Origin of the sequence: Pseudaquabacterium inlustre (assembly GCF_038066595.1) — a bacterium.
In the GTDB taxonomy this organism is placed as follows: domain Bacteria; phylum Pseudomonadota; class Gammaproteobacteria; order Burkholderiales; family Burkholderiaceae_C; genus Pseudaquabacterium; species Pseudaquabacterium inlustre.
The window spans coordinates 800,472-814,498 of record NZ_JBBUTH010000001.1 but is presented as its reverse complement, the minus strand read 5'-3'; the positions used below and the strand labels follow the sequence as shown (position 1 = coordinate 814,498).

General features: G+C 73.4%; 11 protein-coding genes. 9 read left to right on the top strand and 2 right to left on the bottom strand.

Annotated elements, in window-relative coordinates:
• Positions 1-20: 20 nt before the first annotated feature.
• The 7 genes from AACH10_RS03570 (at position 21) to AACH10_RS03540 (ending at position 9,235) form a co-directional block, all read left to right on the top strand.
• Entirely contained in the window at positions 21-1,781 is a 1,761-nt protein-coding gene (locus tag AACH10_RS03570) for a peptidase domain-containing ABC transporter (protein ID WP_341408980.1), read from the top strand.
• Complete coding sequence (locus tag AACH10_RS03565) at positions 1,778-3,424, top strand: TolC family protein (protein ID WP_341408979.1); 1,647 nt, start codon at positions 1,778-1,780, stop codon at positions 3,422-3,424. The genes AACH10_RS03570 and AACH10_RS03565 overlap by 4 nt, the downstream gene beginning before the upstream one ends.
• Before the next feature lie 15 nt (positions 3,425-3,439).
• Positions 3,440-4,066 (top strand): hypothetical protein, encoded by a 627-nt coding sequence (locus AACH10_RS03560; RefSeq protein ID WP_341408978.1) that lies wholly within the window; start codon positions 3,440-3,442, stop codon positions 4,064-4,066.
• A 2-nt stretch (positions 4,067-4,068) separates the two neighbouring features.
• The gene (locus AACH10_RS03555) at positions 4,069-5,433 is read left to right on the top strand and encodes an HlyD family type I secretion periplasmic adaptor subunit (protein WP_341408977.1); all 1,365 of its coding nucleotides are present in this window, start codon (positions 4,069-4,071) and stop codon (positions 5,431-5,433) included.
• Complete coding sequence (locus AACH10_RS03550; RefSeq protein ID WP_341408976.1) at positions 5,430-6,809, top strand: methyl-accepting chemotaxis protein; 1,380 nt, start codon at positions 5,430-5,432, stop codon at positions 6,807-6,809. Before AACH10_RS03555 ends, AACH10_RS03550 begins: the two co-directional genes overlap by 4 nt.
• Before the next feature lie 27 nt (positions 6,810-6,836).
• The gene (locus tag AACH10_RS03545) at positions 6,837-7,670 is read left to right on the top strand and encodes an HDOD domain-containing protein (RefSeq protein ID WP_341408975.1); all 834 of its coding nucleotides are present in this window, start codon (positions 6,837-6,839) and stop codon (positions 7,668-7,670) included.
• Positions 7,671-7,735: 65 nt separating this feature from the next.
• Entirely contained in the window at positions 7,736-9,235 is a 1,500-nt protein-coding gene (locus tag AACH10_RS03540; RefSeq protein WP_341408974.1) for a bifunctional diguanylate cyclase/phosphodiesterase, read from the top strand.
• Positions 9,236-9,268: 33 nt separating this feature from the next.
• Here the strand turns inward: AACH10_RS03540 and recJ are convergent, their stop codons facing one another.
• On the bottom strand, positions 9,269-11,011 hold the full coding sequence (recJ, locus tag AACH10_RS03535; protein WP_341408973.1) for a single-stranded-DNA-specific exonuclease RecJ: 1,743 nt from the start codon (positions 11,009-11,011) through the stop codon (positions 9,269-9,271).
• 8 nt (positions 11,012-11,019) lie between these two features.
• The gene (locus AACH10_RS03530; protein WP_341408972.1) at positions 11,020-11,976 is read right to left on the bottom strand and encodes a hypothetical protein; all 957 of its coding nucleotides are present in this window, start codon (positions 11,974-11,976) and stop codon (positions 11,020-11,022) included.
• Between the two features lie 115 nt (positions 11,977-12,091).
• On the opposite strand from AACH10_RS03530, the gene AACH10_RS03525 reads away from it, so the two are divergent.
• Together AACH10_RS03525 and lolD are read left to right on the top strand one after the other, a co-directional pair.
• Positions 12,092-13,348, top strand: a complete 1,257-nt coding sequence (locus tag AACH10_RS03525) for a lipoprotein-releasing ABC transporter permease subunit (RefSeq protein WP_341408971.1) — start codon at positions 12,092-12,094, stop codon at positions 13,346-13,348.
• Entirely contained in the window at positions 13,341-14,015 is a 675-nt protein-coding gene (gene lolD / locus AACH10_RS03520) for a lipoprotein-releasing ABC transporter ATP-binding protein LolD (protein WP_341408970.1), read from the top strand. Before AACH10_RS03525 ends, lolD begins: the two co-directional genes overlap by 8 nt.
• Positions 14,016-14,027 lie beyond the last annotated feature (12 nt).

The following is a 14,027-nucleotide window of genomic DNA, read 5'->3' as shown; positions in this document are numbered from 1 at the left end:
CTTCATCCAACCCCAAGACCATGAGCCAATCGATCCTGCTCTTTCTGCGGGCCAACCGCCGGCACCTGGGCGAACTGGGTGTGGCCAGCCTGCTGATCAACCTGCTGATGCTGGCGATGCCGCTGTTCACCATGCTCGTCTACGACAAGGCGGTGGGCAACCAGGTGCACGACACGCTGTGGGCCCTGACCCTGGGCGTCACGCTGCTGCTGGGCCTGGAGCTGGTGTTGCGCGCCGCACGCATCCACCTGCTCGAGCACGCTGGCGCGCGCTGGGACGCCTACCTCGACGAGCGCGTGATGCGCGGTGTGCTGGCCACGCCGCTGTCGCGCACGCTCACCGCCGGTGACATGCTGGCGCGGCTGCGCGAGGTGTCGGCCACGCGCGATGTGCTCAGCGCGCAGGCGCTGCTGTCGCTGGCCGATCTGCCCTTCGCGCTGCTGTTCGCGGGGGTGATGGCGGTGGTGGCCGGCCCGCTGGTGTGGGTGCCGCTGGCCGCTGGCGCGGTGGTGCTGGCCGCCGGCTGGCTGCAGATGGCCCTGGTGGGCCGGCGCCAGGCCGTGGCCCACGAGGCCACGCGCGGCAAGCTGGCCACGCTGGTGGACGTGCTGGCCGCCCGCGAGGCCCTGTACGGCCGCGCCGATGGCCAGCGCGCCGAGGCGCTGTGGCGCCGCCAGTCGCAGGCCGGGGCGCGCGCCGCCTCGCGGGCGCGGCTGTGGAGCCAGTGGCACCTGCAGCTGCTGCCCACCACGATGGCGCTGGCCTCGGTGGCGGTGCTGGTGTGGGGCGTGTTCCGCGTCGAGGCGCAGCTGCTCAGCGTGGGTGGCCTGATCTCGGCCAACATGCTGGCCGGCCGCATGGTGGGCACGCTGTGCGGGCTGACGCCGCTGCTGGGCCGCTGGCGCGAGTTCCGCGCCGCGCTGGCGGGCCTGTCGACCGCGCTCGACCTGCAGGCCGGCAGCGCCCAGCCGGCGCGGCTGGAGGCCGCCGCGCTGCGCCAGGAAGGTGTGCGTCTGGAGGACCTGGGCTTCCAGTACCCCCGCGCCGAGGGCCAGACCGCCCGCGAACAGCTGCAGGGCCTGAACCTGCACCTGGCCACCGGGCAGATCGTGGCCGTGGTGGGCGCTTCGGGCGCCGGCAAGTCCACGCTGCTGCGCCTGCTGGCCGGCCAGCTGCCGCCCAGCCAGGGCCGGCTGTCGGTGGGCGGCTGCCTGATCGACGGCGAGCCCGAGCGCCTGGCGCTGGCCGGTCTGGCCTTCCACAAGGCGCAGGACCCGTGCTTCCTGGGCGGCACGCTGCGCGACGTGGTGGCCGCCGCCCATCCCGGCGCCGGCGACGACCAGCTGATCGCCGCGCTGCGCCGCGCCGGCCTGGGCCCGCAGCTCGACAGTGGCGAGCTGGGCCTGAACAGCCCGGTGGGCACCAATGGCACCGGCCTGTCGGGCGGCCAGCGGCAGATGCTGGCGCTGGCCGGCGCGTTCGTCGGCGAGCAGCCGCTGGTGCTGCTGGACGAGCCCACGCTGGGTCTGGACCGCGTGGCGCAGGAGCAGCTGTTCCAGGCGCTGCCCACGCTGCGCGCCGGGCGCTGCGTGCTGATCGCCACCCACGCCACCGAGCTGCTGCAACTGGCCGACCGCGTGCTGGTGCTCGAGCGCGGCCGCGTCGTGGCCGATGGCCCGCCCTCGCGCCTGCTGGGTCCGCAGGCCCAGCGTCAACGCCCTGCGGCGGCGCCTGCCGCGGCACCCCGCACCCCCTCTTCGAACGCCCTGGAGTCCGCATGATCCACCCCGACATCCACCGGCCGCTGGCCGCCTGGGTCACCGTGGCCACGCTGGCTGGCCTGCTGGCCGCCGGTGCTGCGCGCGCCGATGCCACCGCCGAACCCGGCCCTGCCGCGTCCGAGGCGGCCACCGCATCGGTGGTCACCACCACGACCACCACGACCACCACCGCCACCCCGCCGGCCCCGCGCCAGGCGCAGTGGGGCGATCCGCTGGTGGTGGCCGATGCCACGCCGGCCGCCGCCACCCCTGCGGCCGGTGCCGCGCCGGTGCCGGCGCCCGGTGCGCCCGGCGCGCCGAGCGCCGCCACCGAGGCGGCCAATGCCGCGGCCGCCGCCGCGCGTGCCGGCCGGCTGAGCGAGCTGCCTGCGCTGCTGCGCGTGGCGCCCGCGCTGCCGCTGGCCGAGGGTGCGCGCACCGACGATGCGGTCCCGGCCCTGAGCCTGGCCGCGGCGCTGCCGCGCGGCGTCTCCCAGAGCCGCGAGGTGCAAGCCGCTGATGCACGCCGCGAGTCCTTCGAATACACCGTGCATGCCGCGCAGGGCGCAGGCCGCCCGCAGGTCAACCTGCGTGTGGCCCAGGGCCGTGGCCGGCTGGAGACGCCGGGCGCGGGCGGCGACGACCTCGACCGCCACGACAGCAACCTCACCGTGCGCCAGTCGCTGTTCGACCGGCCCACCCGGCTGGAGGTGGACCGCCAGTCGGCGCTGTTCCGCTCGGCACAGCTGCAGTGGCGCGGGGCGGTGTCCACCGCCTCGGTGGACGTGGCCTCGGCCTACCTGCAGGCCCTGCAGTCGCGGCTGACGCTGGAACTCAGCCGCGACCACGAGCAGCGCCTGGGCGAGCTGCTCGACTACATCAGCAAGCGCGCCGAGGCCGGCGGCACCAGCAATGCCGAGCGCGATCGCGTCAAGGCCCGCGTGGCCAATGCGCGGGCGCAGATGGCCGATTCGCGCGCCATGCTGCGCACCGCGGTGCGCAACCTCGAAAGCCTGCTGGGCGAGGCGCCCACCGGCCTGCTGGTGGCGCTGCCCGAGGGCCTGCTGGTGCCTGGCGATGCCGGCTACGCGCTGGAGGAGGCGCGCCAGGCCAACCCCGAGCTGGCCTCGGCCCGCGCCGAGGTGGAGGCCGTGCGCCTGGAGGCCAGCGGCCACGGCGCCCGCGGCCTGCCGCGCGTGGACCTGGAGGTGGTGCACAACCGCGGCGCCAACGCCGCCGGCTCGGTGAACCACCAGCGCGACACGCGCGCCCAGGTGGTGATGAGCTGGTCGCTCAGCGACGGCGGCACCGAGCGCGCGCAGGAGCGCGCCGCCCTGGCCCGCCAGCGCGAGAAGCAGCTGCGCCTGGAAGAGACCGAACGCAAGCTGCGCCAGGAGCTGGACGGTGCCTACGCCAACCTCGACGCGGTGGGCGAGCGCTTCGCGGCGCTGCGCACCGAGCTGGAAGCCAACGCCACGGTGGTGCAGGCCTTCCAGGCGCAGCTGGTGGGCGGCAACCGGCCGCTGCTGGACGTGCTGGACGCGTACCAGCGCCTTTACCAGACCCGGCTGGACCTGACCTCGGTGGTGGTCGGCGAAGTGCAGAACCAGTTCAAGGTGGCGCACCTCACCGGCCGGCTGTTCAACCTGGGCTGGCGCCCGTGATCGAAGGAGCCTGACATGGCTGGTGGTGGAAGTTCCGGCGTCAATGCCTATTGGCCCGGGTTCGTGGATGCGCTGACCAACGTGGTCATTGCGATGATCTTCGTGGTGGTGGCGCTGGCCATCTCGCTGACCTTCGCGGCGCAGCTGATGGGCAAGAAGCTGGCCGAGCGCCTGATGCAGGAGCAGGCGGCGCGGGTGGCGGCCTCGGCGCCGGCGGCGCCGCCGCCACCGGGCGACCAGGCGGCCGATGGCGATGCCTCGGCGGTGGCCGGGCGCACGCTGATCGCGGTGAAGGGCAACGAGCGCGCGGCCGGCACCGTGGCCGCGCGCGTGCGCACCGGCCAGAACCTGCTGCAGCTGACCTACGCCCCCGGCGCGCTGACGCTGGACGACGAGGCCGCGCAGCGCCTGCGTGCCGCGCTGCAGCCGCCGGCCGGCGGCGCCGGCCAGCGCAGCGTGGAGGTGGTGGCCAGCGGGCCACAGATGAGCAGCAGCGACAACCAGCGCGCCGCCTATGTGCGCGTGATGGCGGTGCGCAACCAGCTGCTGGAGCTGGGCTACGCGGCCGAGCGCATCCAGGTGCGCATCGACACCCAGCGCGATGCCGCCGAACCCCAGGTGCGCCTGGTCATCAAGGAGTGACGATGAATCCCGTGCTTTCGATGCCGGCGGCCGCCCAGGCCACGGCGGCGCTGCCCAGCGATCCGATGGATCTGATCGGGCGGCATTTCGACAGTGCCCTGGGCCTGCAGCGGCGGCTGCGCCGGCCGCGTGCGCTGGTGTGGAGCGGTGGCGTGCTGGTGCTGGCGCTGGCCGCCTGGCTGGCCGTGGCCCAGGTGGACATGGTGGTGCGCACCCAGGGCCGCGTGGTGCCCTCGGGCCGGCAGCAGCTGGTGCAGCACCTGGAAGGCGGCCTGGTGGCGCGCGTGTTCGTCCGCGAGGGCGACACGGTGCGCAAGGGCCAGCCACTGATCGCGGTGTCGGACCTGCAGGCCAATTCCAGCCGCGGCGAGAAGCAGGCCCGGCTGGACGGGCTGCTGGCCCGCGTGGCGCGCCTGCAGGCCGAGACCGAGGGTTCGGGTCGCGTGGGCACGCCGGCCGGCACCACGGCCGACAACGCCGAGATGCGCACCCAGGTCGAGGCCTTCGCGGCCCGCCAGGCGCGGCTGCAGCAGTCGCTGCGCGTGATCGAGGAGCAGGCCCAGCAGAAGCGCCAGGAGGCCGTCGAGCAGGAGGCCCGGCGCAAGGGCCTGGCCGCCGAGCTGGAGGTGGCGCGCCAGCAGCTCAACCTGGTCAGCGGCATGATCGCGCGCCAGGCCGCGTCGCAGCTGGAGCTGCTGGACGCACGGGCCCGGGTGGAGCGCCTGGTCACCCAGGTGCGCGAGGCCGAGACCGCCGTGCCGCGCCTGCAGACCGCCGCGGCCGAGCTGCAGGCGCGCATGGCCGAGGCGCGCGCGCAGTTCCGCAGCGAGGCCAGTACCCAGCTGGCCGAGAGCCGCGTGGAACTGCAGCGCCTGCAGCAGGAGATCGGCGCCGACAACGACCGCGTGCACCGCACGGTGGTCACGGCGCCGGTGGACGGCACGGTCAACAAGCTGTTCTTCAACACCGTGGGCGGCGTCGTCAAGCCCGGCGACACGCTGATGGAGCTGACGCCGCGCGACGGCGGCACGGTGCTCGAGACCCGCGTGTCGCCGGCCGAGCGCGGCGCGCTGCAGCAGGGCCAGAAGGCGGTGATCAAGGTGGCCGCCTTCGACTACACGGTGCACGGCACGCTGCAGGGCCGCATCGACGAGATCAGCGCCGACTCGCTCGTCGACGAGCGCGGCGAGCGCTACTTCCGCGTGGGCATCGCCGTGGACGCCGCCAGCGTGCAAGCCTTCCACCAGCCCCTCACCCCCGGCATGACCGTCACGGCCGATGCCGTCACCGGTCAGCGCACCGTGCTGCAGTACCTGCTGTCGCCGGTGCGCGCCCTGTCTGCCACAGCCTTTCGGGATCGCAAATGAGCCACGACCTTCACGATGACGACAACGACACGCTGCTGCCTGCCGAGTCAAAGGCGCCCGGTACTGCGTCTGCAAAACCCGCTGACAGCACGCTGCGCGTGCGCCGCCTGAGCCGCCTGTACGGCCTGCTGATCTGGCTGCCGCTGGTGGCGGTGGCGCTGGGCGCGGTGGGCGCCTGGCATTTCGTGCACACCTCGTTCGCCTCGAACCCCGTGCTCAACGGCGTGATCCTGTCGGTGGCCGTCTGGGGTGCGGTGGCCATGTTCGGCCATGTGCGCGTGGCCTACCGCGAGGACCGGGTCTTCTCCTCGGGCATCGCCTGGCTTCGCAAGGGTGCCTGGAGCAACGAGCCCGATCCGCGCCTGGGCCCCGGCGCCTATGTGCTGGGCATGCTGGAGCGGCTGGAGAAGCTGGGCCTGGGCCACCAGGTGTACGTGCAGTCCGCCGCGATGGAGCCCGAGCTGGAGGCGCTGGAGCACCACCTGCAAAAGCGCCAGGAGCTGTCGAACTTCCTGGTCGGCCTGATGGTGGGCCTGGGCCTGCTGGGCACCTTCATCGGCCTGCTGGAGACGCTGCTGGCCACCAGCGAGCTGATCGGCAGCATCGCCCACTCGGTGGGCGGTGGCGGTGGCGGCATGGAGTCGGAGTTCGCCAAGATCATCGGCGGCCTGCAAAAGCCGCTGGCGGCCATGGGCACGGCGTTCTCGGCCTCGATGTTCGGCCTGGTGGGCTCGATCATGCTGGGCTTCCAGGCGGTGATCGTGAACAAGACGATGGCCAGCCTGATCGACCAGATCCGCGAGGAGGTGCTGTCGCTGGCCGAGAAGTCCAAGGTCAACGCCAACGTCGAGATCACCGAGCGCTACCTGGCCACGCTGATGGCCGACATGCTGGAGCAGCACCGCCAGTCGCAGGAGCGGCTGAGCGAGGTGGCGCGCCAGATCGCCGAGCTGACGCCGCAGGTGACGCAGGCCGCCACGTCCAGCGTGCAGCTGGCCGGCGCGGTGCGCAGCCAGCACGAGGCGCTGGACCGCACCACCGCCGCGGTGGGGCAGGTGCGCGACGTGGTGCCGCTGATCGGCGAGCTGGCGCAAGGCACCGCACTGGGCCTGAACGAGGCCAGCCAGACCCGCGAGGACGTGGCCCAGATCGTGCGCCACATCCCCGACCAGGCGGCGATGAACGCCGACCTGCGCCAGGCGCTGACCGCGATGGCGGCGCTGCGCGAGCAGGTCGAGCAGTGCCACACCGCCAACCTGGAACTGACCGTGGAGGTGCGCCACCAGGGCGCGGCGCTCAAGCGCATGGACGCCGTGCTGTGGAACACCGAGAAGCGCTCGATGCGCGATGCGCTGACCGCCGACCCGGCGAACTGACGCACCCACCCGACTGGAGAGAACCCCATGAATTTCATCGACGACGTGCTGTCCGGGCGCATCGAGCTGCCCACCGTGCCCCGCGTGGTGGAGCGCCTGCTGACGCTGATGCGCCGCCCCGACGCCGCGCTGCACGAGCTGGTGTCCGAGCTGGAGCAGGACCCGGTGATGAGCTCGCGCGTGCTGCGGCTGGCCAATTCCTCGTACTTCGGTGGCCGGCGCACCGCCGCGTCGCTGGGCGATGCGGTGGGCATGGTCGGCTCGCGCACGCTGCAGACCCTGGTGGTGGCCTGCGGCGCGCAGGCGGCCTTCGCGCAGGTGCCGGCGGTCAACCTGCGGCACTTCTGGCTGGCATCCACGCTCACGGCCTCGCTGGCGCGCATGCTGGCGCGCCAGACCGGCGTGAACGCCGACGACGCCTATGGCGCCGGGCTGCTGCAGGGCATCGGCCACCTGATCCTGTGCCAGTGCCACCCGCGCCAGGCCATCGAGGGCTTTCCGAGCGTGCGGCCGCTGTGGGGCGAGCCGCTGGCGCGGCTGGAGCACAAGCTGTTCGGCGTCAGCCACCCGATGGTCAGTGCGGTGTGGGCCGACAAGCTGGGCATGCCGCAGCCGGTGGTGGTGGCCATTGCGCAGTCGCTCCAGCGCAACGATGGGCGCGTGACCGACGTGCGCATGATCCGCACGCTGCAGGTGGCCGCCAGCATGGCCGCCGGCGCCGCGCTGGGCGAGAGCCTGGAGCAGACGCTGAGCGGCGTGAACATGGAGCTGGTCGACACCCTGGGCCTGGGCGCCTACCTCGCCAGCCCGGCGGCCGAGACCGATTTCGGTGATCTGCAGGCCAGCCCCGCGCTGGCCTGAGCCGGCATCCGCAGGGTGCCCGCGCACGCAACAGGGAGTGGATGATGTCCGCAACAACATGGGCGATGGCCTGGATCTTGGCGGTCCAGTGCATCGTGGTACCGGCCACCTGGTGGTGGCTGGGGCAGCAAGCCGGCGCGACCGGTATGCTGGGTGTGCAGCTGGCCGGTCTGGCGATGCAGCTGGGCGGCCTGGCCTGCATCCGGGCCTGGGCCATGCGCCCGGCCCGGCAGATCGTCGAGCAGGTGCAGGCGCTCGGCGAGTGGCGCTTCATGCCGATGAAGCAGCCCACGGTGCAGGAGTGGGTGCCGCTGGCGCGCGCCGTCAACGTGCTGATCGAGAAGGTGCAGACCAGCCTGCGCGAGCGCGACGACGCGGTGGGCGACCTGCGCAACCAGCTGGCGCGCGACGACCTGACGCATGCGTCCAGCCGGCAGCACTTCATGTGGTCGCTGGACCGTCTGCTGCAGACGCGCGACGCCACCGGCGCGGTGGCCATCCTGCGCGTCAATGACCTGGAGGGCCTGAACCAGCGCATGGGCCGCCAGCGCACCGACGAGCTGCTGGTGGCCGTGGCCACCGCGGTGCGCGCCGGCCTGCTGACCCGCCTGCCCGGCGAGGACTGCACCTTCGCCCGGCTGAACGGCGCCGACTTCGGCCTGCTGGTGCCCGAGCGCTCGGTGGACGACTGGCGCGCACTGCTGCAGGTGCTGGCCGACGGGCTGCAGCGCCTGTCCGACGACGGCCTGACCGACCTGCCGGTGACGGCCTGGATCGGCGGCACCTGCTTCCAGCATGGTGAAACCCTGTCGCAGGTGCTGGCCCGCGTGGACAGCCAGGTGATGCAGGCCATCGGCCAGGGCCGGCAGGTGATGGTGGTGGGCGCCGATGCCGGCGTGCGCTTCCAGCAGGCCTCGCAATGGCGGCAGGTGATCGAGTACGCGCTGGACACCGGCCACCTGGGCATGACGCTGGAGCCCGTGCACGACCGCCTGGGCCGCCTGTCGCACCACCACGGGCAGCTGCACCTGCTGCTGCCCGACGGCGCCCGCATCGGCCGCGAGGAATGGATGCCCGCAGCCGTGCGCTGCGGCCGCATCGCCGACCTCGACCTGAAGGCCGTGGAGATCGCGCTGAACCGCCTGTCCGACGAGTCGCTGTCGCTGTCGCTGGAGCTGATGCCCCAGTCGCTGGCGCGGCCGATCCTGGTGCGGCGCCTGGGCGCGCTGCTGCAGGCCCATCCGCAGCGTGCCGGGCGCCTGACGCTGGAGCTGGCCGACCTGCGCGACACGGTCGAGCTGCTGCGCGCGCTGCGCACGCTGGGTGAGCTGGCCAGCCGCAGCGGCTGCCGCCTGGGCCTGCGTGACTTCGGGGTCGGCCGCACGGCGCTGCCCATGCTGGCCGGCATGCGGCTGCGCCACGCCAAGCTCAGCCCGCTGCTGGGCGAGGCCGCGGCCAGTGCCACCGACGGCGGCAGCGGCCGCGCCTTCGCCGACCTGCTGCGCGAGTGGGGCGCGCGCGCCCAGGTGGAGATCCTGGAGCCCAGGGCGTCGGCCGAGCTGTGAGCGGCGCCCAGGGTTGCGCCAGGGCTGCGGCCTTCAGGCCGCGGCTTCCACCACCATCTGGATGCGCTGCTGGCCCTGGAACTCGTCGAGGCTGAGCCGGTAGGCCAGGCGCACGCGCGGCGGCAGCGGCTCGGTGTGGCCGAACCAGATCGCGTCGCGCAGCGCGCCTTGCTGGCGCACACGCAGCTTCAGGTGCTTCTCGCCCACCAGGCGCTGCTGCACGATCTCGACCTCGTCGCAGAACACCGGCGCCGGAAAGCCCTGGCCCCACACCTGGGCGTCCAGCGCGCCCACGGTGTCGGCGTTGAACCACTCCAACGCCAGCGGGCCGTCGGTGGCCAGCGTGCGGTTCAGCGCCGCGGGCTGCAGCCACTCGGCGGCCACCTGGCGCAGTGCGCTGGCGAAGGTGGCCACCTGGTCTTCGGCCAGCGTGCATCCGGCGGCCATGGCGTGGCCGCCGAACTTCCTCAGCACGCCGGGGTGGCGCTTGCTCACCAGATCGAGCGCGTCGCGCAGGTGGAAGCCGGCGATCGAGCGGCCCGAGCCCTTGAGCCAGCCGTCCTGCCCGCGCGCCAGCACGAAGGTGGGGCGGTGCAGCCGGTCCTTCAGCCGCCCCGCCACGATGCCGACCACGCCCTCGTGGAACTCCTCGTCGAACAGCACCAGCGCCGGCGGCACCTCGCCCTGCGTGCTTTGCGCGGCCAGCAGGCGGTCGAGCTGCAGCTCGGCGGCCACGCGCATGTCGGCCTCCACCTCGCGGCGCTCGCGGTTGATGGCGTCGAGTTGCTGCGCCAGGCGCGCGGCGGTGTCGGCATCATCCGTGGTCAGGCAGGCGATGCCGAGTGTCATGTCGGCCAGGCGGCCGGCGGCGTTGATGCGCGGGCCCAGCGCGAAGCCGAAGTCGAAGGCCGAGGCCCGGGGCATCTGCCGCGCGGCGGCCTGGAACAGCGCGGCCACGCCCGGCTGCACGCGGCCCGCGCGCAGGCGCTTGAGGCCTTGCGCGACCAGGCGGCGGTTGTTGTCGTCCAGCGCCACCACATCGGCCACGGTGCCCAGCGCCACCAGGTCGAGCAGGGCGTCCAGCCTCGGTTGCTGCTCGGCTGAGAACACCCCCCGCGCGCGCAGCTCGGCCCGCGTGGCCAGCAGCACGTAGAACATCACGCCCACGCCGGCCAGGGCCTTGCTGGCGAAGCCGCAGCCCGGCTGGTTGGGGTTGACGATGACATCGGCGTCGGGCAGCTGCACCGCGCCCTGCTCGTCGACCGCCGGCAGGTGGTGATCGGTCACCAGCACCTTCAGGCCGCACGCGCGGGCATGGGCCACGCCGGCACTGCTGGCGATGCCGTTGTCCACCGTCACCAGCAGGTCGGGCCGGTGCTGGGCGATGGCCAGGTCGACGATTTCGGGCGTGAGACCGTAGCCGTGGATCTGGCGGTCGGGCACCACGTACTGCACGCGGCCCGGCGCCGCGCCCAGCATCACCAGGCCGCGCAGCGCCACGGCGCAGGCGGTGGCGCCATCGCAGTCGTAGTCGGCCACGATGCAGATGCGCTGGCCGGCGGCGATGGCGTCGGCCAGCAGCACGGCGGCCTCGGGCGCGCCCTTCAGCGTGGCCGGCGGCAGCAGCTTGCCCAGGCCGTCGTCCAGCGCCTCGGGGCTGCGCACGCCGCGCGCGGCGAACAGGCGCGCCAGCAGCGGGTGCACGCCGGCCTGCTCCAGCGCGAAGGCGGTGCGCGGTGGCACGTCCCTGGTCAGCAGGGTGGGTTGGTCGGTCATCGGGGCGTTCACAGGGATTCGAGCAAGGGCGCAGCGGCCACACGCCGCGCGCCGAACAGGCGCTTCATCAGCCCGCGCGGTTGGGCCTCGAAGCGTTGGGCATGGCGCTCGCCGCACAGCGTCAGGGCCACGCTCTCGCCGGCCTCGGCGCGGGCCAGCAGTTCGCGCAGCGGGCCGGCATCCAGCTGGGCCCAGGCCTCGGCCCAGGCGGTCCAGTCCTCGGCCAGCGCGGGCTCGCGCAGGCGGTCGTCGGCCTGCCAGTCGGCGCCCGGCTGGCCGGGGCGGGCCCGGCCGGTGCCCGACAGCCAGAACGAGTTGACCGGCAGCTTGCCGCGCGCCTCGCGCCGGGCATTCACCGGGTGCGTGTGCAGCAGCATCTGCGCCTCGGCCTGGCGGCGGCGGAAGGGCCGGGCCAGCGGGTGGCTGGTCAGCCAGGGGTCGACGTTGCGGCCCACCACGCGGTCCAGCGAGGCGGTGGGCAGCGTGGCCAGGCTGGCGTGGCGCAGGTACCAGCGCGTGGGCGCGCCCCACAGCAGCTGCCAGCCCTCGTCGTTGAACAGCGACTGCAGCGCGTCGAACAGCTCGCGCGCATCGGCATCGTCCAGCGCCAGGCCGGCCGGGTCCATCAGCGAGGCCTGCTCGGTGCCGAAGTGCCAGTGCGTGGGCGACAGCAGGCCCCAGCCGGGGCTGTCTTGGGCATCGGCATCGTCCACGGCCAGGCCGTCGCGCCGTGCGGCGGCGGCCGCCAGCGGCAGCAGGCCATCGGTGGCGGCGTCCACCGGCCAGCCAGCGGCCAGCGCCCAGGCGCGCTCATGCGGCGGCGACAGCGTGAGCTCGTCGCCCGCATCACGGTGCGTGGGGGCCAGCCGGGCCAGCAGGCGTTCGAGGTGGGGCAGGGCGAGGGTGGACGCCGCCTGCGCGGCGGCCGGCGTCAGCGCGCCGGCGTAAGGGAGCACCAGGTGCATGCCCGGGATTATCGCGGCCACGCGGCCCCGTCCTACAGGCACGAGGGCGCGGCGCCGATGCGTCGCCCGGCTGCGCTCCGGTAGCATGCAGCGCCTATGACTTTGTGCTTGCCCCATGTCCATGCCCTATGAGTGGCAGGTCGGCTGGCGCTACACCCGCGCCGGCCGCGCGGGCCGGCGCAACGGCTTCATCTCCTTCATCTCCTTCGTGTCGGTGCTGGGCATCGCGCTCGGCGTGGCGGCGCTGATCATCGTGCTGAGCGTGATGAACGGCTTCCAGAAGGAAGTCACCGACCGCATGCTCAGCGTGGTGTCGCACATCGAGGTGTTCGATGCCCAGGGCGGCGCGCTGGCCGACTGGCAGGCCACGGCCCAGCAAGCCCGGGCGAATGCGCAGGTGCAGGCCGCGGCGCCCTTCATCGCGGTGCAGTCGCTGGTGGCGCGGGGCGACGAGATGCGTGGCGCCATCGTGCGCGGCATCGACCCCGCGCTGGAAGCCGGCGTGACGCCGATGGCCGCGCAACTGAAGAACGGCGTGCTGGCCAAGCTGCAGCCCGGGGCCTGGAACATCGTGCTGGGCGTGGAGCTGGCGCGCCAGCTGCGCGTGATGCCCGGTGACAGCGTCACGTTGGTGGCGCCGGGCGGGCAGGTGACGCCGGCCGGCACGGTGCCGCGGCTCAAGGCCTTCACGGTGGCTGGCACCTTCGACGCCGGGCATTACGAGTACGACTCGGGCCTGGCGCTGATCCACATCGCCGATGCGCAGCGCCTGTACCGGCTGGACGGCCCGGCCGGCGTGCAGCTGCGCCTGGCCGACCTGCACCAGGCGCGCGGCGTGGCCGAGCAGCTGGTCAAGACCTTGCCGCCGGGGCTGTACGTGCGCGACTGGACGCGCACCAACCGCAACTGGTTCGACGCCGTGCAGCTGGAAAAGCGGCTGATGTTCATCATCCTCACGCTGATCGTGGCCGTGGCCGCGTTCAACCTCGTCTCCACGCTGGTGATGACCGTGACCGACAAGCGCGCCGACATCGCCATCCTGCGCACGCTGGGCGCCAGCCCGCGCTCGATCATGGGCATCTTCGTCGTGCAGGGGGCCATGAGCGGCATCATCGGCACCTTCGCCGGCGTGGCCGGCGGCCTGCTGATCGCCTTCAACGTGGGCACCATCGTGCCGGCCATCGAGCGGGCGCTGGGCGTGGCCTTCCTGCCCGGCAGCATCTACGTCATCAGCCGCATGCCCAGCGATCCGCGCCTTGGCGATGTGCTGCCCATCGCGCTGATCTCGCTGGCGCTGGCCTTCGTGGCCACGCTGTACCCCAGCTGGCGCGCCAGCCGTGTCAAGCCGGCCGAGGCCCTGCGCTATGAGTGATCCGGTACTGCGTTGCGAGAACCTCGGCCGCCGCTTCACCGAGGGCGGGCTGGACGTGGCCGTGCTGCAGGGCGTGGACCTGCAGGTGAATGCCGGCGAGACGCTGGCCATCGTGGGCGCCTCGGGCTCGGGCAAGAGCACGCTGCTGCACCTGCTGGGCGGGCTGGACGCGCCCAGCACCGGCCGTGTCACGCTCAAGGGCCAGGACCTGGCGCAATTGGATGCCGCCGCGCAAGGCCGTTGGCGCAACCAGCACCTGGGCTTCGTCTACCAGTTCCACCACCTGCTGCCCGAGTTCAGCGCGCTCGACAACGTGGCCATGCCGCTGCGCATCCGCCGCCAGGGCGTGGCCGAGGCGCAGGCCCAGGCGCAGGCCATGCTGGGCCGCGTGGGGCTGGCCGAGCGCGTGGCGCACCGGCCGGCCGAGCTGTCGGGCGGCGAGCGTCAGCGCGTGGCGATTGCGCGGGCGCTGGTCAGCCACCCGGCCTGCGTGCTGGCCGACGAGCCCACCGGCAACCTGGATCGCGGCACCGCCGACGCGGTGTTCGCGCTGATGCTGGAGATCGCCCGCGAGCGCGGCACCGCCTTCGTGCTGGTGACGCACGACACCGCGCTGGCCGCGCGCTGCGACCGCCAGCTGCGGCTGGACCGCGGGCGCCTGGCCTGAGGAGCCCGCGCC